Here is a 25,348-nt window from a genome sequence, read left to right as displayed (position 1 = left end):
CGAATCGGCCATGAGCGCGCAGGTCATACCCTCCCGGAATCACCCGTTCTCCCTCGCCGAGACAAGAGGTGCACATGTCCGAACTCAATGAACTCTGTGGCTGGTTGGAAAGTCGCCTTCCCGAGTTGCTGGCCGAACACAAGGTGCCGGCCGCGTCGATCGCCGTATACGCGCACGGCGAGACGATCGACCGTGCGGCCGGGGTGCTGAACAAGAACACCGGTGTGGAGGCCACTGCGGACTCCGTCTTCCAGATCGGTTCGATCACCAAGGTCTGGACGACCACGCTGGCGATGCAGCTCGTCGACGAGGGCGCGCTCGACATCGACGCCCCGGTCCGGGCGTACCTGCCCGCATTCGCCGTTGGTGACGAGACGGCCTCCGCGCAGATCACCGTCCGCCAACTGATGTGCCACACCTCGGGGTTCGAGGGCGACATCTTCCTCGACACCGGACGCGGGGACGACGCGGTGCACAAGCTCGTCAGCCTCCTCGGCGATGTGCCCCAGCTGTTCGCGCCGGGCGAGATGTTCTCGTACAACAACGCCGCCTTCTGCGTACTCGGTCGCATCGTCGAGGTGCTGCGCGACACGTCGTACGACGACTGCCTGCGCGACCACCTGTTCACGCTGCTGGGGCTGACCCACGTCGCCCCCAGCCCGTACGAGGCCGTCAGGTTCCGTGCCGCGTCGGGGCACCTCACGCCGGAGCAGGGCGTCGAGCCGCAGCCCGCGCACGTCTGGGCACTGCCCCGGTCGAACGCGCCCGCCGGATCGATGCTGGCGATGCGGCCGCGGGACCTGGTGACATTCGCGCGGATGCATCTCGACGGGGGCAGGGGGCCCGACGGGACGGCGGTGCTCGCGCCGGAGAGCGCGCTCGCCATGAGGCACCGCGAGGTGGAACTGCCGGATCTCGGTCTGATGGGCGACGCCTGGGGACTGGGCTGGTCGCTCTTCGACTGGCCCGGCGGCGCGGTGGTCGGCCACGACGGAGGCACGCTCGGCCAGTCGGCCTTCCTGCGCGTGGCTCCCGAACACGACATCGCGGTGGCACTGCTGACCAACGGCGGCAACCCGCTCCCGCTGTACGTCGAACTCGTCGGACGCGTGCTGCGCGAGCTGGCCGGAATAGAAATGCCGGCGCTCCCGGTGCCGGACGCCAACGCCCCATGTGTCGAGACAGCGAGGTTCGTGGGCGCGTACTCGTCGTCCGTCAGCGACACCGTCGTCAGCGAGGACGCCGACGGCCGGCTGTGGGTCGAGCGGACCCCGAAGGGAGTGTTCGCCGAGCTCGACGGCGGTCCGCCGGAAAGGATCGAACTGGTCGCGTACGACGGCGACAAGCTGATCCCGGTGAAGCCGCAGCACGGCATGCACCCGGTGCACGCGTTCGTCGGAGACGATGGGACCGGGCGGGCGCAGTTCCTGCACACCGGCCGGGCCGATCGGCGGGTGAGCCGGTGAACGCCATCGCTGACGAGATCGCCGCGGTCTTCGCCGAGGCAGGTGCGCAAGGGTTCCTGCACGCCCGTGAAGTCGGCGTGACCGACGGCCCCGAGGTCGCCGTCGGCGCGGACGCCCCGGTGGTCCTGGCGTCGGTCTTCAAGATCCCGGTCGCGGTCGCCTACGCCCGCGAGGTGGCCGCCGGACGGCTGGACGAGACCGAACGGACACGGGTCACCGCGCGCTACCGCATCGGCGGGATCGGCTCGGCCGGGTGCGCCGACGACGTGGAGATGAGTTGGCGCGACCTGGCGCTGTTCATGCTGACCATGAGCGACAACGCCGCCACCGACGTCGTGTTCCACCGGATCGGGCAGGACGCCGTGGACCGCGTGCTCACCGACCTCGGACTGTCCCGCACGCGTATCCGCGGCTGCTGCGAGGACCTGTTCGCGTCGTTGCTGTCCGACCTCGGTGTCGGTGAGGACGACGACGTGGAGGCCGCGCTCGCCGCGGCCGCCCCGGAACAGCTGTGGAAGCTGGCGGTGCTCGACCCGGCCAGGACGACGTCGTCGACCCCGCGGGAGATCACCCGGCTGCTCGACGCGATCTGGACCGACCGCGCGGCCGATCCTGAAGCTTGCGCGAAGGTCCGCGCGATCATGGGACGGCAGATCTGGCCGCACCGGATCTCGTCCGGCCTCGACACCGGGGTCCAGGTGGCGGCCAAGACGGGCACGCTACCCGCGGTCCGCAACGAAGCAGGGGTGCTGACCTACCCGGACGGTCGGCAGTACGCCGTCGCGGTGTTCACCCGCGCGGACTCCCTGGAGGACCGCAGGCCCGCTGTCGACACCTCGATCGGCAGGGCCGCCCGGCTCGCCGTGGACCATCTCCGCCACGGAGTGACGTCATGAGGCGCCGGGTCGTGCTGCTCGGCGCGCTGGCGCTGACGGTGAGCGCGTGCGGGGGAGTCTCGCAGTCCACGCAGGGGCGGACCGCACACCAGAAACTGGTGGAAGGCAGGACCTTCACGCAGGCGATCGCGTCCGACCCCGGAAGCCTCGACCCGCAGATGACTGTCCTCTCGGTCGCCATCCAGACCGACCGCTACCTCTATGACTCGCTGCTCAACGTCGACCCGGCCGGAAAGCCGGTGACGGGTCTGGCGGACAAGTGGCACGCCACGACGACGAAAGCCACCTTCAGCCTGCGGCACGGCATCACCTGTGCCGACGGCTCGCCGCTGACCGCCGCGGACGTCGCGGCGAACATCAACTTCGTGGGTGACCCGGCGAACAAGTCCCCGTTCGCGGGGGTGACCATCGCGCCCGGAACGAAGGCGACCGGCGACAACGCGAGCCGCACCGTCACTGTCACCAGCGGAGCGCCGGACGCGTTCCTGCTGCGCAACGCGGGCCGGCTGCCGATGGTGTGCGCCGCGGGCCTGCGGGACCGTTCGCTGCTGGCCAAGGGCGGGGCGGGCACCGGCATGTTCACCGTCACCGAGGCCGTACCCAACGACCACTACACGCTCACTCGGCGCAAGGACTACACGTGGGGGCCGGGCGCGTGGAAGACGAACCAGCCGGGGCTGCCCGACAAGGTGGTCGTGCGGGTGGTTCCGAACGCCACCACCTCGGCGAACCTGCTGCTGTCCGGCGGCCTCAACGCCGCCGCCACGGTCGGGCCCGACAAGAAGCGGCTCGCCGCCCAGAAGCTGTTCCACGCCGACTACCTGGCCCCGATGGGGGAGTTGTTCTTCAACGAGGCTCCCGGCCGGGCCGTCCAGGACGAAGGCGTCCGCCGCGCCCTGGTCCAGGCACTTGACCTGACGCAGCTCGGCAAGGTGCTCACCAGCGGCACCGGCACACCGGCCACGGGGATGGTCACGGCCGAACCCCGGGCCTGTACGGGCGACACCGTGAAGGGCAACCTTCCCGCGCACGACCTCGCCGCGGCCAGAGCTGCGCTCGACGCGGCGGGCTGGCGCGTGGGCCCGAGTGGCGTGCGCGTCAAGGACGGCAAGCGGCTCGCCCTCACCATGATCTACGCGACGCAACTCGGGCCGACCATGGCGCCCACCGCCGAGCTGGCGCAGCAGACCTGGAAGAGCATCGGAGTCGACGTCAGGCTGAAGGGCGTCGACAGCTCCGGGCTCAACCAGGCGCTGTTCACCACCGGAGCGTGGGATGTCTCGATGGCGCCGTTCGGCTTCGAACTGCCGAGCCAGGCAGTGCGGTTCGTGTCGGGCAAGGCGCCGCCGCAGGGCACCAACTTCGCGCACGTCGAGAACGCCGGGTACGAGTCTCAGGTGCGTCGGGCGGCGGGGCTGGTCGGCGACGACAGCTGCCGCGCTTGGGTCGCGGCCGAGACGTCCCTGATCAAGCGCGTCGACGTCGTCCCCTACGTCCACTCGGTCGTCCCGTTCTTCGGCACTGGAGCGCGGTTCGAGGTCAGCGCTGGTTCCATCACGCCGTCTTCGATACGGATGTACGGCTGATGGCCACCGCTGCAGTGCCGGCCGCCCTGCGTGCCGGAATCCGGGGCGGCCCGTGGCTGCCGTTCGCACGGCGCAGGCTGCGGCGATTCCTCGTCGCGCTGTGGGTGCTGCTGACCACGGCATTCCTGATGATCCACCTGGTCCCGGGCGACCCGGTCCGGGCGGCGCTGGGAATGACCGCACCCAACGAGCTGGTCGAGGCCCGGCGCCAAGCACTCGGCCTGAACGACCCCTTGTGGGTGCAGTACGGCCACTACCTCGGCAACCTGTTCACCGGCGACTTCGGTACGTCGATGACGAGCAACCTGCCGGTGGCGCAGGTGATCGGCGACCGTCTGCCCGCGACGCTCGCGCTGGCCGTGCCGGCGTTCGTGGTGGTGGCCGCCCTGGCGATTCCGCTCGGCGTGCTGTTCGCGGTGTTGACCAGGGGCGGCGGACGGCGGGGCGTCGAGCTGGGATTCACCTCGGTGAGCGTGTTCCTGGCCGCCGTCCCTGAGTTCCTCGTCGCCGTCGGCCTTGTCGCGTTCTTCGCCGTGCGCCTCGGCTGGTTCCCGGTCGCCGGGAGCGGCGGCGCGAGCACGTTCGTGCTGCCGGTGACGGCACTGGCGACCGGGGCGACGGCGGTGCTGGCGCGGATCGTACGGGTGGAGACGCTGTCTGTGCTCGGCGACGACTTCGTCCGCACCGCCCGGGCGAAGCGGCTGCCCGCCCGGCTCGTGTACGTCCGGCACGCCCTGCCGAGCGCGCTGACCGCCACGCTGACGTTGGGCGGGCTGATGCTCACCGCGATGGTCGCCGGGACGGTGCTGGTGGAGAACGTCTTCGCCTGGCCCGGGCTCGGCTCGACGATCGTGCAGTCGATTCTGGCGAAGGACTATCCGACGGTGCAGGGCATCGTGCTCGTCTACGGCATCGGGGTGCTGCTGGTGAACCTGGCGGTCGACGTGCTGCTGGCGCTGCTCGACCCGCGCTCGACCATCCGGGAGAGCTGATGACGTCGACATCGCAGTGGAGAAGGCGCGGCTCGGCCTGGTCGGCGGCCGCGCGCACCCCGATGGGGGCGTGCTCACTGGCGCTGTTGGTCGCGTTGGCCGCACTCGCCATCCTGGGACCGGTGCTGTGGGGCGAGCAGGCGGCCGCGGTCGACACGAACGCGATCGGCCAAGGCCCCTCCGGGGCACACCTGTTGGGCACCGACTCGCTCGGCCGCGACATCTTCTACCGCACGCTCGTGGCCACCCGGTTCTCGGTCGAACTCGCGGTGATCGCCACGGCGCTCGGCGTCACGGTCGGTCTCCTGCTGGGTACCTTGCCGTCGGTGCTGCCGCGCCGGGCCGGCAGGCTGATCACCTCCGCAGTGGACATCGCGGTGGCGTTCCCGGGGCTGCTTCTTGCGTTGTTCTTCGCGGTCATCTTCGGCGTGGGCACCCGAGGCGCGGTCCTTGCGATCGCGTTCGCGACGGCGCCGGGCTTCGCCAGGCTGGCGCAGACCCTCGCCGCGTCGGTGGCAGGGCGGGACTACGTATCGGCGGCGCGCATCGCGGGCGTCGGCCGGCTCCGGTTGCTCGTCCGGCACGTCCTGCCCAACATCGGCGAACCGCTGATGGTGAACGCCACCATCAGCGCGGGCGGCGCACTGCTCGCGTTCGCCTCGCTCTCCTTCCTCGGCATCGGCGTCCAGGCACCCCGATACGACTGGGGGCGGCTCCTGGGCGAGGGACTGGACGGCATCTACGTGAATCCGGCGGCCGCGCTCGCTCCCGGTGCGGCAGTGGTGCTCGCCGGTCTCGCGTTCAACCTGGTGGGGGAGACCGTCGCCGCGGTGGTCGGCGTGCGCACCCCGACCGCGCGGATCCCCGCCCGGCCGGCGCCGCCCGCCCGTCCCGCCGCGGCCGAGGAACCCACGGCGAAGCCGGTGCTGTTGGTGGAGAACCTGCATGTGGCGTTCCCGCGTGCGGACGGGTGGACGGTCCCGGTGCGCGGCGTGAGTTTCACCGTGCGCGACGGTGAGGCGATCGGTGTGGTCGGGGAATCCGGATCGGGCAAGAGCCTGACCGGACTGGCGGTTTCGCGGCTGATCGAGACGCCGGGTGTCGTGACCGCGGACCGGCTTGAGTTCGCGGGGACTCCGCTCCTGACGACCCCGGAGCGGGAGTTGCGCGAGTTGCTCGGCACGTCGCTGGCGATGGTCTTCCAGGATCCGACGAGCTCGTTCAGCCCGACCCGGCGGATCGGCCGCCAGCTGGCTGAGGCATCGGAGCAGCACCACGGCCTCAACAGGCGCGAAGCCTTCGCCAGAGCCGTGGACCGGTTGCGCGAGGTGCGTATTCCCGCCGCGGAACGACGTGCCCGGCAGTACCCGCACCAGTTCTCCGGCGGGATGCGGCAGCGCGCGATGATCGGCATGGGGCTGATGGGCGAGCCGAAACTGATCATCGCCGACGAGCCGACGACGGCGCTGGACGTCACAGTGCAGCGCCAGGTGCTGCGCCTCCTCGCGCGGACCAGGGAGAGGGAGAACGCGGCGATCATCCTGATCAGCCATGACATCGCGGTCGTCGCGCAGACCTGCGACCGGATGCTCGTCATGTACGCAGGGCGCGTCGTCGAGGACCTCCCTACCGCCGACCTCACGTCCGTACCGAGACACCCCTACACCCGGGCGTTGCTGGCCGCGACGCTGGAACTGGACACCGACCGCGACGAGCCGCTGGCCGTGATCCCCGGCCGCCCGCCCGAGCCGGACCAGGTGCCCGAGGGGTGCGCGTTCGCCGCCCGCTGCCCGGCGGCGACGGACCGGTGTCGGAGCGAGGACCCGGTCCTGGAGCGGGTCGACCGGGCACACCGGGTCGCCTGCTGGCATCCGAACGGCGCCGTCGCGCCGGCGTCCGGCCGGGAAGCCGCCTACGGAGGTGCCGAATGAGCGCGCTGGTGTTTGACGAGGTGAGCGTGCGCTACGGCGCCCGACGCGGCGGCCTGACCGCGGTGGACCAGGTCAGCCTGACCGTGCCCAAGGGACAGGTGGTCGGGCTGGTCGGGGAGTCGGGATCAGGCAAGTCGACGCTGGCACGGGCCGCGGTGGGCCTTGTACCGGTCGCCGCGGGCCGCGTCCTGCTCGGCGGCGTGGACGTGAAATGCCTGCCGCGAAGGCGTCCGCTCCAGATGGTGTTCCAGGACCCGTACTCCTCGCTGGACCCGCGGATGAGCATCGGTGAGTCGATCACCGAGGCCCTGCCACGCGGTGCGCACGCCGGGGCGGCGGGCAGACGGGCCGAGGTGGCGAGGCTGCTCGAACTGGTCAACCTCGACCCGGACCGGGCGGGGATGCTGCCGAAGCACCTGTCCGGCGGGCAGCGGCAACGTGTCGCGCTCGCCCGCGCGTTGGCCGGGGAGCCGCAGGTACTGATCGCCGACGAGATCACGTCCGCGCTCGACGTGTCGGTGCAGGGCGCCGTGCTCAACCTGGTCCGCACACTGCAGCGGCGACTGGATCTGTCGATGCTCCTCATCTCGCACAACCTGGCCGTGGTGCGCTATCTCAGCGACGTGATCGCCGTGATGTATCTCGGCCGCATCGTGGAGACGGGCCCCGCCCAGCACGTCCTCAACGACCCGCAACACCCCTACACGCGCGACCTGCTCGCCGCGGCCCCGTCCGTCCGTACCGGCCTGTTCGACGTCTCCGGTGACGGCATCGGCGACACGGAACCGCCCGACCCGCACCACCCACCCACCGGTTGCCGCTACCACCCCCGCTGCCCGATCGGCCCGCTCACGCACACCGAGCGCACCGTCTGCCTCAGCTCCGACCCGGCCGGCGACGCGGTGACCCGCCGGCACCGAGCGGCCTGCCACTTCTCCCCGAGCGTCAGCGAACAGCCCGCAATCCCACGAGGAGGCCTCCTGCGATGACCCGACGCCTTGGCATTGATGATCTGTACGAGTTGACAGTCCCCGAGCAGCCGAGCGTTTCGCCGGACGGAAGCCGGATCGTGTACGTGCTGCGCGCCGCCGACCGTGACGGCGACCGGGACGTGCGGGCGCTCTGGCAGGTCGCCGCCGCGGGCGGCGAGGCGCGGCAGCTCACCCGGGGCACGACCGACACAGCACCGACATGGTCGCCCGACGGCACGCGTATCGCGTTCCTGCGTGCCCGGGACTCGGCCCCGCAACTGTGGTTCCTGCCCACCGCCGGGGGCGAGGCCGAGCAGGTGACACAACTCCCGCTGGGCGCCGGCGCGCCAGCCTGGAGCCCGGACGGCAGCAAGATCGCCTTCGCGGCGCCGGTCGACCTCGCCGCGGCGGACGGCGAGGACGCAACCGCACGCGCACGCCGGGCGCATGCCCCGGTCGTGGCGGACAGGCTGGACTTCAAAGCCGATGGCACGGGCCTGCTGCGGACTGTGCGCAAGCACGTGCACGTCCTCGACGTGGGCACACGGGAGATCCGGCAGGTCACGTCGGGGGACTGGAACGCGGGCGATCCTGCCTGGTCACCCGATGGCACCCGGCTGGCGTTCCCCGGCGCCCGAGAGCCCGACGCAGACCTCACGCTGCGGTCAGCCGCTTACGTCCTCGACCTGACCGAGCGCGCCGCCGAGCCGCAGCTGACGGGCTCCGGCGACGGCATAGCAGCCACGGTCACATGGACTCCTGACGGTCAGACACTGCTGGTCGTCGGGCGGGGGGACACCGAGATCGGGCACACCAAATTGCTGCTGGTGCCGCTGGACGGCGGTGACACCGTCGACCTGACGGCTGCTCTTGACCGGAACGTGATGCCGGGCGGCCCCGGCTATCCCGGCGCGGCGCCGTGCCCGACAGCGGACGGCCGGGTGCTGTTCTGCGTGCGCGAGCGCGGCTGCACCCACCTCTACTCGGTCGGTCTCGACGGCAAAGCGCCGCGGCCGGTCGTGGGAGGCGCGGGGAACACCGTCGGCGACCTGGCCGTCGCGGGGGACACCGTGGCGATCCTCCTCGCCACGCCGTCCTCGTTCGGCGAGATCACGACGGTCGACCTCGCCGACGGGACGGTCGAGCCGCGCACACACCACGGCGAGAGCGTCGCCGACGCCGAGCTGTTCGCCCGTGAGGAGCGGGAGTTCACGATCTCCGACGGCACCGTGGTCCATGGCTGGCTGGTGCGCGACCCGGCCCGCACCGGTCCTTCGCCTCTGCTGCTGGACATCCACGGCGGCCCGCACAACGCATGGAACGGCACGGCCGACGCCACCCACCTCTACCACCAGGTGCTGGCCGCGCGCGGCTGGGCGGTGCTGCTGCTCAACCCACGCGGCAGCGACGGCTACGGCGAGAAGTTCCTCACCGCGGCGCTCGGCGCGTGGGGCCAGGCGGACGCGCCGGACTTCCTCGAACCACTGGATCACCTCGTCGCCGAGGGAATCGCCGACGCCGACCGGCTGGCCGTGTCCGGTTACAGCTACGGCGGCTTCATGACCTGCTACCTGACGAGCCGCGACAACCGGTTCGCGGCTGCGGTCGCGGGCGGGGTGGTCAGCGATCTGACCAGCATGGCGGGCACCTCGGACGCCGGTCACTACATGGGCGTGCGCGAACTGGGCGGCACCCCGTGGGCCAGGGAACAGCAGTACACGAAGCAGTCGCCACTTACCCACGTCGACCAGGTCCAGGTACCGACGCTCATCGTGCAGGGCGCCGACGACGTGCGCTGTCCCATCGGGCAGGCGGAACAGTGGTTCACCGCGCTGCGCGAGCGGGGCGTCCCGGCCCGGCTGGTGCTGTACCCCGGCAGCTCGCACCTGTTCATCCTTGACGGCAGGCCGTCGCACCGGGCGGACTTCAACCGACGCGTCGTCGACTGGGTGGAACGGCACGCAGGGCACAAGAAGAGCGTGGCGGGGGTGCCGATAGACGCCGCGCACTGGCAGCGGCGGCTGAGCGAACTGGCGTGCGCACATCGCGTACCCGGAGCGGCGCTCGGCATCCTGCGCACCGGCCCCGACGGCGCTGACGAGCTGGTGCAGGCGAGCCACGGCGTCCTGAGCACGAACACCGGCGTCGACGTCACCGACGACTCGCTGTTCCAGATCGGCTCGATCACCAAGGTGTGGACGACGACCGTCGTGATGCAACTGGTCGACGAAGGGCTGCTCGACCTCGACGCGCCGATAGCGGACGTCCTGCCCGAGCTGCGACTGGCCGATCCGGATGTGGCGAGGCAGGTGACCATGCGCCATCTGCTGACCCACACCAGCGGCATCGACGGCGACGTGTTCACCGACACCGGCCGTGGCGACGACTGCCTGGAGCGCTACGTCGACCAGCTCGCGGGAGTCGGACAGAACCACCCGCTCGCGGCGACCTTCTCCTACTGCAACTCGGGATTCGTCCTCGTCGGCCGGGTCATCGAGAAACTGACCGGCAAGACCTGGGACAGCGCGATGCGCGAACGGTTGTTCACCCCGCTCGGCCTGAGCCACACGGTCACGCTCCCCGAGGAAGCACTGTTGTTCCGCGCGGCGGTCGGCCATCTCTCGCCCGGTGGCGGCGAGCCGACGTCCGCTCCCGTCTGGGGGCTGCCGCGCTCGGTCGGTCCCGCCGGTCTGGTCGGCGCGGCGACCGCGGACGTCCTGGCGTTCGCCCGGCTGCATCTGACCGGCGGGCTGGCACCGAACGGCGAGCGCGTGCTCGCCCGGGCGTCGGTGGACGCGATGGCCGACAAGCAGACCGACCTGCCCGACCCGCACAGCATCGGCGACTCATGGGGCCTGGGCTGGATACGATTCGATTGGGGCGGGCACGAGGTCATCGGCCACGACGGCGGCACGATCGGCCAGGCGGCGTTCCTGCGGCTGCTCCCCGAGCAAGGACTCGCGGTGGTGCTGCTCACCAACGGCGGCAGTCCACGCGACCTGTACGAGGGGCTGTACCGGGAGATCTTCGCGGAACTGGCCGGAGTGGCCGTGTCGCGCCCGCTCGAACCGGCCGCCGAACCTCCCGTCGTGGACGCGCGGCGGCACGCCGGTGTGTACGAGCGGGCCGGGGTACGCGCCGAGGTTCTGCTGACCGGGGAAAGGCTGCGCCTGCGCCAGACTCTCACCGGTCCACTGGCCGAACTCACCCCGGATCCGACCCAGGAGTACGACCTGGTACCCGTCTCCGACAGCCTGTTCGTCTTCCGCGCGCCGGAATCCCGGACCTGGACCCCGGTCACGTTCTACACGCTGCCCACCGGCGAGCCGTACGTGCACTACGGGGTGCGGGCGGCCCCGAAGGTGTCCTGAACGGTTCGCGGCCGGCGTCTCCGGCTGCGGTGGGGAAGGGCCCGCTCGACCAGCCGTCCGATCAACTGGTCGAGCGGGCCCGCGCGTTCGGCCCGGGATGGGAACTCATGGAGAGTCCGCTCGCACGATGCGGAGTTCGAGCATCGCGGCGAAGCGCTTCTCGGGGTCGTTCAGGTCCATCCCGGTGATCTCCGCGGCCCGCCGCAGCCGGTACCGGAAGGTATTCGGATGCACATCGAGAGAGGTGGAGGCGCTCAGAACATTTCCGAGACTGTCCAGCCAAGCGGACAGCGTGTCGACCAGGGTGGTGCCGTTCTCCTGGTCGTAGGTGCGCAGATGCTGGATCGGCCCGTCGAGAAGGCCGCCCTCGTTGTGCAGCAGATCCCCGAGTTCCAACAGCAGTGCGTCGACCTGGACTTCGGAGTACCGGGCGACACGACGTCCGGGGCGCCGGCGGAGCACTCGCAGGGTCCGGTCGGCGTCGTGTCGGGACCGGGCCAGGTCAGCGGGGCCGGCCGAATCGACGGCGCGACCGATGCCGAGAACCACACCTGTCAGCCCGTCCGAGGTCCGACGCAGGAAGTCCCGCACAGCCGACTGCGCCTTCTCGGGCAGATCGTCGGAGTCGGCGTCCGGTGCGGAACTGGGGACGATCGCGTAGCACACGTCACCGACCAGGGCTGCCACGGATCCCGGGGTCACGACCGAGAGATGGGACGAGAGCGCGTCGGCAGTTCGTTCCAGCAGTTGGCGGCTCGTCGGTGCGCCCGCAGCGGAGTCGGCGGTCATCTCGGAGACGGCCATGGCCATCACGGTGACCCGTCGGCGCGCGAGCCGAAGACGCTCGATCGCCTCCGGCGCCGCGGGGCCTTCGGCGAGAGCCGTGGCGATGAGATCCGCGCGAACCTGCCGATCCACATCGACACCCACCCGATGACGGAGCAGGTGAAGCGCCACGACTTTCGCCGCGTCGACGAGCATTTGCTCTTTCTCGGGATTGAGAGGGCTCGGCACCGCCACCCAGATCGAACCCAGCACCTGATCACCGGCACGCACGGCCATCGCTACGCGTGGCAGCCCCGCCACTCCTTCGATGAGTGGTGTGTCGACGAATATCGGCTTCTCGCTGGCGTAGAGGCGTTTGAACACCCCGGCACGCTCCTGGGCATGCCGGGCATGCTGGGGCACGACGCGCCCCAGGACCGTCTGGATGCGGGTTTGATCGGCTTCGTCCTGGCGGCCGGAGAACGCCAACACCTGCGAGTCCCGGTCCTCGATGGTGATCGGTGCGTCGAGAAGTGCACCGATCGCGTTGGCCAGGGCGAATGAATCCCCTGCGGGAAACCCCGCGAGCAGTTCCGCGCCGGCCCCGCCGATGCTGCTGCTGGACAGCAACGACCGCAGGAGCACCACGAGTTGTGCCCAGCTTGCCCCACGCGTCAGGGCGAGCAGGACGAGCCCGCTGTTCTCGACAGCCCCGCGGGCTCCTTCATCGAGGTCGAGCGGTCCACGCAGGACCACGGCGGCGGCCCCGCCTGCGACTGCTCGCTCGATCAGCGCCGGAACATCTCCCGCGTCGGCGCCGGCGCACAGCAGTACGGCCCCGGGTCGAAGTGGGTCGTCCCCATGGCGCTCATCGATGACGACGTCGGTGACGACGACTGCCGGATCGACGCGCCCCGCCACTTCCTCCAGCAGCGTGCCGCCAAGGTTGCTCAGGATGCTGTCGAGCCGGGCTCCGTGGCCATTCATACATCGAAACCGTTCAGTTAGGTCAGGGACGGGAGAGACAGGCATTCGCCGCACCCTCATTCCCAGCCTATCCCGGATCGGTTCGCACTTCTGAACGAAGTCGCCGGGTGAAACTGGTACGGAATGACGATGAATTCCCAGGTGATGTTCATGAGGATTGCCGTCGGAGTTTCGATGTGACCGAACTCCGGCAGTTTTCGCCGAGGCCTGGCCGTACGCGGGACAGTGCACCGATCTCAAGGAATTCTCGTGGTCTCAGCCGCATATCCTCAATTGCGCCTCGACGCCGAAGCCGTCGATCACAACATTCGCGTCATGGCCGCCTGGTGCAGGTCCCGAGACGTGGAACTCGCCCCCCATGTCAAAACAACGATGTCCGCACCCGTCATCGAGCGGCAGCTCGCCGCGGGTGCTTCAGGAGTCACGGTCGCGACGGTGGACCAAGCGCAGACGATCTTGGGCTGGGGGCACGGCTCGGTGCTCATCGCCAACCAGGTCGTCGACCGTTTCGGGCTGCGGCGTCTGAAGTGCTTGCTGGAGGAGGATCCGGCCAGAGAGATCCGATGCTTCGTCGACTCGACGGAAGGTGTCATCGCGGCGGAGCAGATCTTCGCCGGGCACGGGCCCGCCCTCAAGGTTCTTCTCGACGTCGGAACGCCTGGCGGTCGCACGGGGATCCGCGATCCCGGGGACGCACGCCGGCTGGCAAGGCTGGTCAGCCAGGCGCCAGGCCTCAGCTTGGTGGGAGTGGCCGGATACGAAGGCGTTGCCCCCAACACCCGGAGCGACGACACGATTGCGGCCGTCGACGAACACTGTCGCCGGGTGCGCGACGTCTATCTCGACGTCGCCGATCTCTTCGAGACCGACACCCCCGTGTACTCGATGGGAGGGTCGGCCTTCCCGGACCGAGTTGTCGAGTTCCTGCCGACCACGAGCGACGTCGCCGGCACCGTGCGGCTCCTTCGGTCCGGCTGCTACGTGACCCACGATCACGGCGCCTATCAGCGGGTGAGTCCCATTCCGCAGCTCATTCCGGCCGTGTCGATCCGAGCCGTCGTCCTGTCCGTTCCCGAGACCGGGGCGGCTGTCGTCGGAGCCGGAAAGCGTGACCTGCCCTACGACGCCGACCTGCCGGTACTTCTCTCGGCCCACAGTCCCGGCGGATCTCCGAGGCACGACATCTCAGGGCAGTTCCGCAGCCTGTACGACCACCACGCCGTCCTCACCGGAGCAACCGGCCTCGAGGTCGCCGACCTGGTCGATGTCGGAATCTCGCACCCCTGCTCCGCCTTCGACCGCTGGCCCGACTACTTCGTCACCGACAAGACAGGCGAGGTGATCGACGTGTGGCAGACGGACTTCCGTCGAGCCTCGATCGCGGGCGCCGGCCGGTCCCGCTGAGCGCGCTGCCCACCCTTCGTACCTGTCCACCCTTCGTACCTGTCCAACGCGTCGGTCGACGCCCATCGAGCGAGGGCCGACCGGGCACGGCTCGGGTGATCGCCGCTTCGGCCTGTCCGGCCCAACTCACCTCTCGAAATCGGAAGCAAGCAAGCAATGTTCACCAAACTCGCTGCTGCCACCCAGCGCCTGGGCAGCTCACGCCGACTGCGGACCCGAGCGGCGGTCGTCGTCGCGGCACCGACCGTGGCCGCTGTCACGCTGCCGGCGTGCACCACCGGATCCGGGCATCGATCAAGCTCGCCTTCGCCGAGCGCTGCTGGGGTGAGCTGCTGATCAACAAACGCGACCGGTTCGTGGAGTTGCTCAACCGCTTGCTGGATCATCACGCCGGGCCCTCCTGACCGCGCGTGGCAGGGGGAACTCCCGGGATGCCAGCGGTCCGCTGCCGTGGTCCCCGGGCATCGCGGCATAGCCTTCTCGTCAGGCGGAGCCCGCCGGGCTCCCTTCAGCGGAGGAGTTCGCCATCTCCGAGTACATTCCGGCCGCGCCAGTGCTGGAGCAGGCCGCCGCGGAGTTCGCGGCCGCGACCGCGAAGCCGCCGTTCCTCTTCGACCTCGGCCCCGAGGAGGGCCGCAAGACGGTCGACGAGGTCCAGTCCGGCGAGATTGCCAAGCCCGCGGTCGACGAGGAGTGGATCACCGTCCCCGGCGGCCCCACCGGCTCCGTGCGCGTCCGGATCGTCAGGCCCGCCGGCGCCACCGGCACCCTGCCCGTCATCCTCTACATCCACGGCGCGGGCTGGGTCTTCGGCAACGCCCACACGCACGACCGCCTCGTCCGCGAACTCGCCGTCGGCGCGAACGCCGCCGTGGTCTTCCCCGAGTACGACCTCTCGCCCGAGGCCCGCTACCCGGTCGCGATCGAGCAGAACTACGCGGTCGCCCACTGGGTGACCACCGACGGAGCGGGCAAGGGCCTGATGGCCACCCGCATCGCGGTGGCCGGCGACAGCGTGGGTGGCAACATGTCCGCCGCACTGACACTGATGGCCAAGGAGCGCGGGGGTGTCCAACTGCTCGGGCAGGTGCTGTTCTACCCGGTCACCGACGCGAGCTTCGACACCGCCTCCTACCACCAGTTCGCGGAGGGGTACTTCCTGCGACGCGACGCCATGCGGTGGTTCTGGGACCAGTACACCGCCGACGCCGCCCAGCGGGCCGAGACCACCGCGTCGCCGCTGCGCGCCACCGTCGACCAGCTCCGCGGCCTGCCGCCGGCCCTCGTCATCACCGGTGAAGCGGACGTGCTGCGCGACGAGGGCGAGGCGTACGCGAACAAGCTCCGCGAGGCCGGAGTTCCGGTGACGGCCGTTCGCTACCAGGGCGTCATCCACGACTTCGTGATGCTCAACGCGCTGCGCGGCACCCAGGCCGCCGAGGCCGCCATCACGCAGGCCGTCACGTTCCTGGCCGGCGTCCTCGGCACCAACTGATCCATCGTCAACTCAACACGTCAGAGGCGCACTTGCTCAGTGGTGGGCGACGTGCCCGGTGGTCGTACGGAATCAGACGATGCCCTGGGCGAGCATCGCGTCGGCGACGCGGATGAATCCCGCGATGGCCGCTCCGGCGACGTAGTCGTCCGGGTCACCCGTGTACGCCTCGGCGGTGGCGCGGCTGTGGGCGTGGATGTCGCTCATGATGCTCTCCAGCCGGTCCGTGACCTCGTCCCGGCTCCACGCCGCCCGCGCGGCGTTCTGGCTCATCTCCAGGGCCGAGGTCGCGACACCGCCCGCGTTCGCGGCCTTGCCGGGGCCGAACAGCACCCCGGCCTCACGGAAGCGGGCCACAGCACCGGGGGTGCAGGGCATGTTGGCGCCCTCCGCGACCGCCAGCACCCCGTTGCGGATCAGCGCGCCGGCGTGGTCCTCGCCCAACTCGTTCTGGGTGGCGCAGGGAAGCACCACGTCGCAGGGCACGTCGTAGACCGATCCGAATGCGTGGTGTTCGGCGGACGGCCGCTCGGCGGCGTAGGCACTCAGCCGCTCCCGTCGCACCTCCTTGATCTCCCGCAGGAGGGCGACGTCGATGCCGTCAGGATCCACGACATGGCCGGCGGAGTCCGAGCAGGCGACGACCTTCGCGCCGAGGCGGTGGGCCTGCTCGATCGCGTAGATCGCCACATTGCCCGAACCGGACACCACGACGGTGCGGCCCGTCAGGTCCTGGCCGCGGGTGGCGAGCATGTCCCGGGCGAAGAACACGGTGCCGTACCCGGTCGCTTCGGTCCGGCCCTGTGAGCCGCCCCATCCGACGCCCTTCCCGGTCAGCACCCCGGCCTCGTGGCGGTTCACGATCCGCTTGTACTGGCCGAACATGTAGCCGATCTCGCGGCCGCCCACGCCGATGTCACCGGCCGGCACATCGGTGTGTTCGCCCAGGTGCCGGTAGAGCTCGGTGATGAACGACTGGCAGAAGCGCATGACTTCGGCGTCGCTGCGGCCGGCGGGGTCGAAGTCCGCGCCGCCCTTGCCCGCCCCGATGCCCTGGCCGGTGAGCGCGTTCTTGAAGATCTGCTCGAAGCCGAGGAACTTGATGACGGACAGATCGACGGTCGGGTGGAAGCGCAGGCCGCCCTTGTAGGGGCCGAGGGCGCTGGAGAATTCCACGCGGTAGCCGCGGTTGACCTGAATCCGGCCGCGGTCGTCGACCCAGGGAACCCGGAACATGATCTGCCGTTCGGGTTCGCAGAGGCGCTCGAGGATGTGCGCGTCGGCGTACTCGGGATGCCGGTCGAGGACCGGGCCGAGCGTGTGCAGGACTTCCTCGACGGCCTGTTGGAACACGACTTCGCCTGGGCTGCGACGGCGGACCGAGTCGAGGACGTCGTCCAGATGCGAGGGAACGGCTGAGGGCGAAACGGTGGTCATCATCTTCCTCTGGCGGGGGAGCGGACTTGGTAGGGAGGAATCGGACGGCACGGTTACGTTGTGTCTGGTCAAGTGGGAAGGGCCGAAGTAGTACGCAGTGCCATGCGGCCCACTTGGCGGCGATGCGTGGCGCTGGGACGAGCCGACGGGCGGCTCATCAGCGTTGATCCAGATCGACACTACGGCAATTGGACCGCACGGCGCTTCGCCGGGGCGGCGATGCCCAACAGGTGGAACACCGCTGTCGCTGCCTGCCGATCCAGCCCAGCGGGCAGCGGCGGTCCGAATGAGCATCACCGGGTTCGGAACCCTCCGTCCACGACCAGTTCGGTGTGTGCGTGCCGGATCCCGGCATCGGTGGGGCGTCACCTTGCCTGCGGGGCGATCACTTCGCCTCGGCGAGCCGGACCGCGTCGGGGCGGGCCGGGAACCGCAGTTGGCCGGTTGTGTCGTGCTTCGAGGCTTGTACGTACATGGCGGGACCATTGCGCAGCACGATTCCCAGGCGCGCGAGGACCGTGCAAGTGCGAGAGGGCATCGCTCTACGTCTCCGCAGGCCAGGGGGGCTGGACCGGGTGACGGTTCCTCGGTGGGCAGCCAGGTTCCGTGCAGGCCCGGCGGGACCCGTACCGGGATGCAGACCTGTGCCACGGGGCCGGACGCCGGGTCGTCCGCCGGGATGACGAGGAACCAACTGGTCCCGTCCGTACGGTCGGTGGCGAAGGTGAGCCAGTGCCCTAGCCGTCGCGCCGTCCCGTGTGGGCGCGAACACCGGTTCCCCGACGGGCAGATCGCCGGCCGGCCACAGCTCGTTGCCCCTCGCCCGCGACGTCGTACCAGCGCGGGGTGTCGTGTTCGCCGGGAAGCAGGTCCCGTGCGCCCGACCCCGACCCCGACGCCGCGGCCGGCCGCCGGTGATGGTGCCCGATGAGCCGGTCGTCGATCCTCGCCAACTTGATGGCGGCGTCGTCGAGCTCGCCGGGTCACGGTCTCGTAGAGCGGCTCGCCTTTCGCGCTCGGCCACGAGCGCGTGGCCCGAGCGGCCGATGCCGGTCAGACGCCGACGCGGCTTCGGCGGCCGGGACGCCACGTGCGGTAGTGGCGAGCGATCGCGTGGACCGCTCTCTCGGCTCAGGTGACGGAGTCGGCGCGCAGGGCGAGGTCGAGGAGGCCGGGGAAGCGGTCGTCGAACTCCTCCCGGCGCAGCCGGTTGAGCCGCTTGGGGCCCTGATCGCGCTGTTCGACCAGGCCGGCGTCGCGCAGGACGGAGAAGTGATGGCTCTTGGCGGCCCGGCCGACCGGCACGTCGAAGTTGCTGCAGCTGAGCGTCCAGTCGGGTTGACCGGCGAGATCGCGAATCAGCTGGATGCGTACGGGGTCCGCCAGCGCGGAAAGGGCGGTCAGGAGTGGAACGTCGTCGGGGTGCGTGTGCACGGGTGCCGGACGGTACCCCGCACCCGCACGTTCTGACTTTGCCGCCATCCCGATTCCTCCCGGCGCCCCATGTGTCCGCGTCTCCGCTTGCCAAGTGTTCGATGTTCATCTTACAGTCCGAGTGTTCGCTTCTCGTTGAACACTCGCGGAGGGCAGGTTCACTTATGCGTGCGGTCGAGTTCCAGGAGTACGGCGGCCCCGAAGTGCTGCGGCTCGTACAGGCCGATGCGCCCGAGCCGGGGCCGGGCCAGGTGAGCGTTGATGCCGCATGGGCGGGAGTGAACTTCGCGGACATCAAGGCGCGCGCGGACGGGTACCGGGTGGCCTCGCTGCCCTACCGGCCTGGCCTGGAAGTGTCCGGACGGGTCCGGGCGGTCGGCGAGGGCGTCGAAGGGCTGACCGTCGGGCAGGAGGTCGCCGCGCTCGTCGACGGGGGTGGCTACGCCGAGGTCGTGCTCGCCGAGGCCGCGTCCGTCTTCCCGCTGCCCGGCGGGCTGGACCTGCGTACCGCGGCCACGCTGCCCACGGTGCTGCCGACCGCTTACGGCCTGATCCACGAAGTGGGGCGTCTTCGGGCGGGAGAGAGCGTCCTCGTCCACAGTGCGGCGGGAGGCATCGGCACGGTGGCCGGGCAACTGGCCCGGGCGGCCGGTGCCGGCGCGGTGTACGGCGTGGCGTCCACCGGCGCCAAGGCCGAGTACGCCCTCCAGCACGGCTACGACCAGGTCTTTCCGACCGAGACCTTCGACGAGGACGTCCGAAGTGCCACCGGCGGCAGGGGCGTCGACCTGATCCTCGACCCGGTGGGCGGCGACACGCTGCGCCGCGGTCTCGACGCTCTGGCGGTCTTCGGGCGCCTGGTGTCCTTCGGCAACGCCGGCGGGCAGCAGCCGTGGCAGGTCGGGCAGCCCGATCTGTACGCGATGGGCCGCACTGTCGCGGGCTTCTCCATTCTGGCGCTCGCGAAGGCAGCCCCCCAGGTGGTGCGCACGCTGACCGAGCGCGCCCTGCGCACCGTCGCCGACGGCACGGTGTCGCTGCCGGTCACCGCGGAGTTCCCGCTCGCGGACGCCGCCGGCGCTCACCGGCTCGTCGACTCACGCACGTCAACGGGCAAGCTGCTGCTGCGCATCGGCGACTGACCGCCACCAACGGCATCGGCGCAGTCGCGTGGCTCGGTCACCACGGCATGGATGGGTCCGACGGTCGCCGGACAGCGCCGTGCCACGGCGACACCGTCGGCGACCGCCGCTCGGGCCTGCCTCTCTTCAGGTCTTCAGGGAGGCAGGCCTGACCCTCACGGCAGCAGCCGAGGCCGTCGCTTCGCCGCGACGTCCTCCACCCATCCCACCAGCGGGATCGCCACGGCGATCAGCACCCAGCCGACACCGAACATGAACCACTGGCTCTCCAGCGGCAGGTACTGCGCGAACGCGGGCACGTTCCAGAACTGGTCGATCAGCGGCACCGCGAGGATCAGCGCGATCTCGTGCCAGAGGTAGATCGTCATCGCCCTCGCGTTGAAGACCGACACGGTCCGGTCGAGCCGTCTGAAGCGGGCCAGCCACGCGAAGTCGACCTTGAAGTACGCCTTCGAGTACATCAGCAGCGTCACGAACCCGGCCGACCAGAAGGCCTGCGCCATCGGGATGTCGTCCAGGTCGTAACTCCCGTACTCCGCCTGGTGGGTGAGAGCGAACCAGGCACCGTAGGCCAGGGCCACGAGAGACAGCACGACGACGGGTCCCGGACGAAACCGGGCCAGGACGCCCTCACGGTGCGCGATGCCCACGAGCCAGCAGAACAGGAACGTGGCGAAGTCGAGGAGGCAGCTGCCGAACCGGTTGTCCGGCGCCTGCCACACGAACTGGAGCACCACGATCGGCGCGAGCGAGGCGAGAAGCACCGCCAGTGGCGCCAGCCGGAACACCTTCAGCAGCAGCGGCGACAGGAGCACGAACCACAGGTAGGCGCGCAGGTACCAGAGGATCTCCCAGGCCTGCATGCCCCAGCTGTTGCCCGGCGGGTCGCCGAGGGGCACCACCCAGTAGACGACCTGCCACCCCGGCATCCAGCCGTGCAGCAGCATCGCGAGGACGACGAACAGCCCCCAGAGCCAGAAGGGCGGCAGCAGCCGTCGTATCCGGCTTCTGATCACCGAAACGGCGGGCCGTTCAAGTGACTTGGCCATCAGTGACCCGGCGAGCGCGAACATGACGCCCATGGAGGGGAAGACGAGGCCCGCCCACATCCAGCCGAACGTGTGGTAGGCCACGACGCGAATCAGCGCGAGGGCACGAAGCGTGTCGAAGTACCGGTCGCGCCCGCCTGTCCGGGCTGTCGGAGCCTCGGGCACGGGCTCTCGGTCCCGCCCGATCACCCGGAGAGGCGTGGTGTCCTGATCCAGGCCCTGCATGCCTGCCGTACTCGGCGTTCCTGGCGTACCAGGTGTTCCGCGCGTTCGCCGAGCGGCTCCGTGACGATTCCCCTGTGCCTCCGAGGTCACCGCCCCACCCCCGTCGGCGTCCCGACCTCGCCGGTGCGCTTGAGCTTCTGCCAGCGCAGCCGGCCGCCCGTGAGGGCGGTGATGGAGGAGTGGATGAGGACCAGGTACATCATCTGGCGGTAGGCGATCTGCTGGAGCGGGAGCATCCACAGGTAGCGGTACTTCTCGCCGTCGAGGCGGAACGCGTAGGCGGCGCACACGAGTTGGACGGCGAGCACGGCCAGCCACGCGAGCAGGGACGCCTTGAGGTCCACGAAGATCATCGAGTAGACGGTGAAGAGGTCGATCAGCGGTGCGAAGACCGGCGTGACGATCTGGAAGAGCACCACGAGCGGCATGCCCACCCGCCCGAAGCGGCCCGAAGGCCCCTTGTCCACGAGGGACTTGCGGTGCTTCCACAGTGCCTGCATGGTGCCGTACGACCACCGGTAGCGCTGGCTCCACAGCTGCTTGAGCGAGGCCGGTGCCTCCGTCCAGGCCCGCGCATGCTCCTGGTACACCACGCGCCATCCGGCGCGGTGCATGGCGACGGTGATGTCGGTGTCCTCGGCGAGGGTGTCCTCGCTCATGCCACCGACCTCGAGGACGGCCTGACGCCGGAACGCTCCGATCGCTCCGGGGATGGTGGGCATACAACGCAGGAGGTCGTACATGCGGCGATCCAGGTTGAAGCCCATCACGTACTCGATGTGCTGCCAGGCGCCGATGACCGTGTTGCGGTTGCCGACCTTGGCGTTGCCCGCGACCGCGCCGATCTCCGAGGCGGCGAACGGCTGCACCAGCTGCCGGACGGTGTCCGGCTCGAAGACCGTGTCACCGTCCATCATCACGACGATGTCGTAACTGGCATTGCGCACACCGTTGTTCAGCGCCGCCGGCTTTCCGGCGTTCTCCTGACGGATCACCCGCACGTTGGGCAGGCCGAGAGATTCGGCGATCTCCTTCGTGCCGTCCGTCGAGCCGTCGTCCACGACGATGATCTCGATGGGATGCGTGCTCTGTGCAAGGGAGTTGAGGGTGTTGGCGATGCACTCCTTCTCGTTGTACGCGGGCACGATCACGCTCACCGGCCTGGTCACGGGCGGTCCCCAGCTGAAGCGACGCTTGTTCCGCTGCCTGTAGTGGCGCCGCGCGAGGACCAGCATCATCGCGAATCGCGCCATGACCGCGACGCCGACGACCGCGAGGAAGACGGCCAGCGTCGGCACCGTCCACTCGGCGATCGCGACCGCCGCGATGAGAGCCTTGCCTTCGTAGAGGATGGTGCCGGTGGCTTTGGAGTGGGCTGCCTGGCCGACGTTCTGAGCGCCGCCGCCCGGAGCGTTCGTGCCGGAGGAAGGAGGGGTCCCCTGTGGGGCTGCCGCGCCACCCGGCGCCTGATCGGACCTCTGCGCCCCACCGGCCTGAGCGCCGGCGTCCTGAGTCCCGCCGGCCTGCGCGCCGCTGTCCTGCGCCGATCCGTTCTGGGCGGATCCGTTCTGCGCCGAGCCGCGCTGCGCCGCGGACTTGGCCATGGCGCCGCTGACCGTCGTGAAGGTGTAGCCCTTCGCCTTCATCTTCTTGATGTACTTCGGCAGCGCCCTGAGCGTCTGGTCACGGTTGCCGCCGGCGTCGTGGAAGAGCACCGACGCGCCCTTGTTCTTCTTCGGCGTCGCCCACTGGACGATCTTCGAGACGCCCGGCTTCTTCCAGTCGTCGCTGTCGGTGTCGACGAAGACGCTGGTGTAGCCCATGGCGCCGAGCTTCTTGTAGACCGGCCAGCTGTAGTTGTCGATCGCGGAGGCCTCGGACGAATAGGGCGCTCGCACCAGCTTCGTGGTGATGCCGGCCGCTCCCGCCAGGGCCAGCTGGGTCTGTGTGAGTTCACGCTTGACCCGGGCGTCACTCTGGTAGGAGAGGTCGACGTGGGTGAAGGTGTGCAGGCCGACCTCGTTCCCCTGGGCGACCATGTCCTTCACGATGCCGGGGTGCCGGGCGATCATGGACCCCACGAGGAAGAACGTGCCGTCCACATCGTTGTCCGCGAGGATCTCGAGGACCTTCTCGGTGTACGTGGCGTCGGGACCGTCGTCGAAGGTGAGCACGACGGTCTTCTTCGGAACGGACTGCGTTCGCATGGAACCGTTGGTCGAGGTCAGAATCGGGCCGCCGTCGAGGATGCGCTGCGGCACCTTGTCGTAGGCCGCGTCGGTGCGGACGCGGTGGTCGCCCAGGACCTCGGCCCGCAGATATCCGTCGAGCAGCATCACGCTGACGAGTCCCAGGACGAGAACGAGCGCGAGGACGACGCGCGGCCGCTGCAGAGCGGCGGCTCGGCGCCCGGCGCGTTCGAAGCGGGAGGGAGCGGCGCGGCGACGGCGCCGCGCGGAGGCGTTGCGAGTCATGGTTTCCCTTTACTGCGCGTCAGTGGCGTCGGCGGTGGCCGACGCAGAGGGGGCGGGCAGCGAAGGGCTGGGCGAGAGGGAGGGGCGGGTGGCCGGAAACGTTCCCTGCCGGCCGGCGCCGCCAGGGACGCCGTACCCGGCGTCGGCCGGACCACGACCCGTGCCGGCACCGCCAGCTCCACCACCGAAGGGCAGCAGGTCGGTCGTGCTCACGGACACACCCCACCCCATGAACGACAGGCCGAGGACGACCGCGTAGCCCAGACAGGCGACGACCACGGTGAGGCCGAACCTGCGCAGCAGCTTGGCGCGCCGCCCGGAGCTGTCGACGAAGACGGGGCCCTCATCGGCCCCTTTTCCACGCTTGCGGTGGCTTCCGCGCCCACTGGCACGGTTTTCGACGGAGGAATCGAAATGCATTCTCGGGACGCTATGGGATCTTCATGTGGCAACTCACAGTCATTCCTGTGCGCACCCTGAGAAGGCCCTCAGTTCGCTGTGATTTGCCTTATGACACCTGGATCACAGGCTTCCGTGTTTCAGTTCCGGGACGGGACCGACAAGAAATGGGTGCATGCGCGATGAGGAATCTTCTGGGGAGGCCGGCCGCCGCGATCGTGTCGCTGGTGGCGGTAGCGACCTGCGCGGGGTGCTCATCGGGGAGCCCGGGACCGGGCGCGGACTCGGCGGCCGCGTCACCCCACGGAGCACCCTCGCCGGCTGCGACGGCATCCGCGTCGTCGAGGCCGTTCGCCCCCTACGCCAGCGCCACGGACGCTTCGGACCTGGACGCGGCCGCGTCCCCCTCCACGTACAACCTTGCCTTCACCATCGCGGACGGCAGCTCCTGCACGCCCACGTGGAACGGCACGCACGGCATCGGTGACGCGACGGTGAAGAAGCGGATCTCGGCACTCAAGGCGTCCGGCGCGACCGTGCGCGTCTCCTTCGGCGGGGCGTCCGGCAAGGAACTGGCCGAGACATGCGGCAGCGCGTCCGCGCTGGCCGACGCCTACGCAGCCGCGCTCGACGCCGCCGGCGCCACCCAGGCCGACTTCGACATCGAGGGCGATGCGCTCAAGGACTCAGACTCGGTGACCCTGCGCTCGAAGGCGATCGCCCTGTTGCAGAAGAAGCGCACCGACCTCACGGTGTCCTTCACCCTTCCCGTGATGCCGTCGGGCCTGGACTCGGACAGCGTGGCGCTTTTGGAGTCGGCCAACGACCAAGGTGTGAAGGTGTCCAGCGTCAACATCATGACGATGAACTACGGCACGTCCTACACCGGCGACATGGGTGATTACGCCATCACGTCGGCCAAGGCGGCCCACGCCCAACTCGCGGACATTTTCGGGCTGTCGGACAGGAATGCCTGGCGTGGACTCGCCGTGACGCCGATGCTCGGCACGAACGACGTCGACAACGAGACGTTCACCCTTTCCGACGCCGCCCGACTGCGTGCGTTCGCGGAGAAGAACGGCCTTGCGTGGGTCTCCATGTGGTCCACGTTCCGCGACCAGCAGTGCTCCTCCGCGGACACTTCGGCGGACGACGCGCTCAGCAATTGCAGTGGGGTTCAGCAGAGTTCGGGAGCCTTCGGCAAGGCTCTGTCCGGCTGAGGCGACGTGTTCGGGGACAGGGGTGATGCTGACGCCTGGGCCCGCGACTGCGTCGTGACGCGCGCGAGGGGGAGAGCGAGAGCGACAGCGAGACCCGCGAGAGC

The 25,348-nt window shown here is 69.9% G+C and carries 19 protein-coding genes and 1 pseudogene; 12 read left to right on the top strand and 8 right to left on the bottom strand.

Annotated elements, in window-relative coordinates; genetic code table 11:
- Nucleotides 1-74 precede the first annotated feature (74 nt).
- Genes LGI35_RS04715 through LGI35_RS04685 form a run of 7 tightly spaced genes read left to right on the top strand, consistent with a single transcriptional unit; the run spans nt 75 to nt 11,213 of the window.
- Nucleotides 75-1,466, top strand: a complete 1,392-nt coding sequence (locus LGI35_RS04715) for a serine hydrolase domain-containing protein (RefSeq protein WP_227292633.1) — start codon at nt 75-77, stop codon at nt 1,464-1,466.
- The gene (locus LGI35_RS04710; protein ID WP_227292632.1) at nt 1,463-2,362 is read left to right on the top strand and encodes a serine hydrolase; all 900 of its coding nucleotides are present in this window, start codon (nt 1,463-1,465) and stop codon (nt 2,360-2,362) included. Before LGI35_RS04715 ends, LGI35_RS04710 begins: the two co-directional genes overlap by 4 nt.
- Entirely contained in the window at nt 2,359-3,948 is a 1,590-nt protein-coding gene (locus LGI35_RS04705) for an ABC transporter substrate-binding protein (RefSeq protein WP_227292631.1), read from the top strand. The genes LGI35_RS04710 and LGI35_RS04705 overlap by 4 nt, the downstream gene beginning before the upstream one ends.
- Nucleotides 3,948-4,940 (top strand): ABC transporter permease, encoded by a 993-nt coding sequence (locus tag LGI35_RS04700; RefSeq protein WP_227292630.1) that lies wholly within the window; start codon nt 3,948-3,950, stop codon nt 4,938-4,940. The genes LGI35_RS04705 and LGI35_RS04700 overlap by 1 nt, the downstream gene beginning before the upstream one ends.
- Nucleotides 4,940-6,871 (top strand): dipeptide/oligopeptide/nickel ABC transporter permease/ATP-binding protein, encoded by a 1,932-nt coding sequence (locus tag LGI35_RS04695; protein ID WP_227292629.1) that lies wholly within the window; start codon nt 4,940-4,942, stop codon nt 6,869-6,871. The genes LGI35_RS04700 and LGI35_RS04695 overlap by 1 nt, the downstream gene beginning before the upstream one ends.
- Nucleotides 6,868-7,860, top strand: coding sequence for an ABC transporter ATP-binding protein (locus tag LGI35_RS04690; protein ID WP_227292628.1), 993 nt, complete (start codon nt 6,868-6,870; stop codon nt 7,858-7,860). Before LGI35_RS04695 ends, LGI35_RS04690 begins: the two co-directional genes overlap by 4 nt.
- A complete protein-coding gene (locus LGI35_RS04685) occupies nt 7,857-11,213 on the top strand; it encodes a serine hydrolase (RefSeq protein WP_227292627.1) in 3,357 nt (1,118 codons plus the stop codon). The genes LGI35_RS04690 and LGI35_RS04685 overlap by 4 nt, the downstream gene beginning before the upstream one ends.
- Before the next feature lie 105 nt (nt 11,214-11,318).
- Here LGI35_RS04685 and LGI35_RS04680 read toward each other — a convergent pair whose 3' ends face one another.
- On the bottom strand, nt 11,319-12,965 hold the full coding sequence (locus tag LGI35_RS04680; protein ID WP_227292626.1) for a PucR family transcriptional regulator: 1,647 nt from the start codon (nt 12,963-12,965) through the stop codon (nt 11,319-11,321).
- A 225-nt stretch (nt 12,966-13,190) separates the two neighbouring features.
- Here LGI35_RS04680 and LGI35_RS04675 point away from each other — a divergent pair, with 225 nt between their 5' ends.
- The 3 genes from LGI35_RS04675 (at nt 13,191) to LGI35_RS04670 (ending at nt 15,864) form a co-directional block, all read left to right on the top strand.
- Nucleotides 13,191-14,369, top strand: a complete 1,179-nt coding sequence (locus LGI35_RS04675) for an alanine racemase (RefSeq protein ID WP_341483345.1) — start codon at nt 13,191-13,193, stop codon at nt 14,367-14,369.
- 269 nt (nt 14,370-14,638) lie between these two features.
- Nucleotides 14,639-14,773, top strand: coding sequence for a hypothetical protein (locus tag LGI35_RS46050; protein WP_264484663.1), 135 nt, complete (start codon nt 14,639-14,641; stop codon nt 14,771-14,773).
- A gap of 122 nt (nt 14,774-14,895) precedes the next feature.
- Complete coding sequence (locus tag LGI35_RS04670; RefSeq protein WP_227300198.1) at nt 14,896-15,864, top strand: alpha/beta hydrolase; 969 nt, start codon at nt 14,896-14,898, stop codon at nt 15,862-15,864.
- Nucleotides 15,865-15,936: 72 nt separating this feature from the next.
- Here the strand turns inward: LGI35_RS04670 and gdhA are convergent, their stop codons facing one another.
- The 4 genes and pseudogenes from gdhA to LGI35_RS04650 all read right to left on the bottom strand — a co-directional run bounded on the left by gdhA (nt 15,937) and on the right by LGI35_RS04650 (nt 18,783).
- Nucleotides 15,937-17,301: an NADP-specific glutamate dehydrogenase gene (gene gdhA / locus LGI35_RS04665; RefSeq protein WP_227292624.1), complete on the bottom strand. Its 1,365-nt coding sequence runs from the start codon at nt 17,299-17,301 to the stop codon at nt 15,937-15,939.
- 385 nt (nt 17,302-17,686) lie between these two features.
- A complete protein-coding gene (locus tag LGI35_RS04660) occupies nt 17,687-17,839 on the bottom strand; it encodes a hypothetical protein (protein WP_227292623.1) in 153 nt (50 codons plus the stop codon).
- 44 nt (nt 17,840-17,883) lie between these two features.
- Nucleotides 17,884-18,275: pseudogene (locus LGI35_RS04655) on the bottom strand (carotenoid oxygenase family protein); the annotation flags it as partial.
- 157 nt (nt 18,276-18,432) lie between these two features.
- Entirely contained in the window at nt 18,433-18,783 is a 351-nt protein-coding gene (locus LGI35_RS04650) for an ArsR/SmtB family transcription factor (protein WP_227292622.1), read from the bottom strand.
- Between the two features lie 116 nt (nt 18,784-18,899).
- Between LGI35_RS04650 and LGI35_RS04645 the strand changes: the two genes are divergently transcribed.
- Complete coding sequence (locus tag LGI35_RS04645) at nt 18,900-19,877, top strand: quinone oxidoreductase family protein (RefSeq protein WP_227292621.1); 978 nt, start codon at nt 18,900-18,902, stop codon at nt 19,875-19,877.
- Between the two features lie 155 nt (nt 19,878-20,032).
- Here the strand turns inward: LGI35_RS04645 and LGI35_RS04640 are convergent, their stop codons facing one another.
- The 3 genes from LGI35_RS04640 to LGI35_RS04630 are packed head-to-tail and all read right to left on the bottom strand — an operon-like array spanning nt 20,033 to nt 24,045.
- Nucleotides 20,033-21,295, bottom strand: a complete 1,263-nt coding sequence (locus LGI35_RS04640; protein WP_376690280.1) for an acyltransferase family protein — start codon at nt 21,293-21,295, stop codon at nt 20,033-20,035.
- Nucleotides 21,238-23,625 (bottom strand): bifunctional polysaccharide deacetylase/glycosyltransferase family 2 protein, encoded by a 2,388-nt coding sequence (locus LGI35_RS04635; protein WP_227292619.1) that lies wholly within the window; start codon nt 23,623-23,625, stop codon nt 21,238-21,240. Before LGI35_RS04635 ends, LGI35_RS04640 begins: the two co-directional genes overlap by 58 nt.
- A 9-nt stretch (nt 23,626-23,634) precedes the next feature.
- Nucleotides 23,635-24,045: a hypothetical protein gene (locus tag LGI35_RS04630; protein ID WP_227292618.1), complete on the bottom strand. Its 411-nt coding sequence runs from the start codon at nt 24,043-24,045 to the stop codon at nt 23,635-23,637.
- A 161-nt stretch (nt 24,046-24,206) separates the two neighbouring features.
- On the opposite strand from LGI35_RS04630, the gene LGI35_RS04625 reads away from it, so the two are divergent.
- A complete protein-coding gene (locus LGI35_RS04625) occupies nt 24,207-25,244 on the top strand; it encodes a chitinase (protein ID WP_227292617.1) in 1,038 nt (345 codons plus the stop codon).
- Nucleotides 25,245-25,348 lie beyond the last annotated feature (104 nt).

The sequence above is a fragment of the Streptomyces longhuiensis genome (assembly GCF_020616555.1).
Taxonomy (GTDB): domain Bacteria; phylum Actinomycetota; class Actinomycetes; order Streptomycetales; family Streptomycetaceae; genus Streptomyces; species Streptomyces longhuiensis.
Note: the sequence above shows the minus strand (reverse complement) of the source record. Positions and strands in the feature narration are given on the sequence as shown.

Bases quoted from the DNA above. Each gene is read 5' to 3' on its own strand.
- LGI35_RS04685 (WP_227292627.1), top strand. From the start codon at position 7,857: ATGACCCGACGCCTTGGCATTGATGATCTGTACGAGTTGACAGTCCCC.
- LGI35_RS04715 (WP_227292633.1), top strand. From the start codon at position 75: ATGTCCGAACTCAATGAACTCTGTGGCTGGTTGGAAAGTCGCCTTCCC.
- LGI35_RS04630 (WP_227292618.1), bottom strand. From the start codon at position 24,045: ATGCATTTCGATTCCTCCGTCGAAAACCGTGCCAGTGGGCGCGGAAGC.
- LGI35_RS04680 (WP_227292626.1), bottom strand. From the start codon at position 12,965: ATGAATGGCCACGGAGCCCGGCTCGACAGCATCCTGAGCAACCTTGGC.
- LGI35_RS04650 (WP_227292622.1), bottom strand. From the start codon at position 18,783: ATGGCGGCAAAGTCAGAACGTGCGGGTGCGGGGTACCGTCCGGCACCC.
- LGI35_RS04645 (WP_227292621.1), top strand. From the start codon at position 18,900: ATGCGTGCGGTCGAGTTCCAGGAGTACGGCGGCCCCGAAGTGCTGCGG.
- LGI35_RS04700 (WP_227292630.1), top strand. From the start codon at position 3,948: ATGGCCACCGCTGCAGTGCCGGCCGCCCTGCGTGCCGGAATCCGGGGC.
- LGI35_RS04705 (WP_227292631.1), top strand. From the start codon at position 2,359: ATGAGGCGCCGGGTCGTGCTGCTCGGCGCGCTGGCGCTGACGGTGAGC.
- LGI35_RS04625 (WP_227292617.1), top strand. From the start codon at position 24,207: ATGAGGAATCTTCTGGGGAGGCCGGCCGCCGCGATCGTGTCGCTGGTG.
- gdhA (WP_227292624.1), bottom strand. From the start codon at position 17,301: ATGACCACCGTTTCGCCCTCAGCCGTTCCCTCGCATCTGGACGACGTC.
- LGI35_RS04635 (WP_227292619.1), bottom strand. From the start codon at position 23,625: ATGACTCGCAACGCCTCCGCGCGGCGCCGTCGCCGCGCCGCTCCCTCC.
- LGI35_RS04660 (WP_227292623.1), bottom strand. From the start codon at position 17,839: ATGCCCTCTCGCACTTGCACGGTCCTCGCGCGCCTGGGAATCGTGCTG.
- LGI35_RS04690 (WP_227292628.1), top strand. From the start codon at position 6,868: ATGAGCGCGCTGGTGTTTGACGAGGTGAGCGTGCGCTACGGCGCCCGA.
- LGI35_RS04695 (WP_227292629.1), top strand. From the start codon at position 4,940: ATGACGTCGACATCGCAGTGGAGAAGGCGCGGCTCGGCCTGGTCGGCG.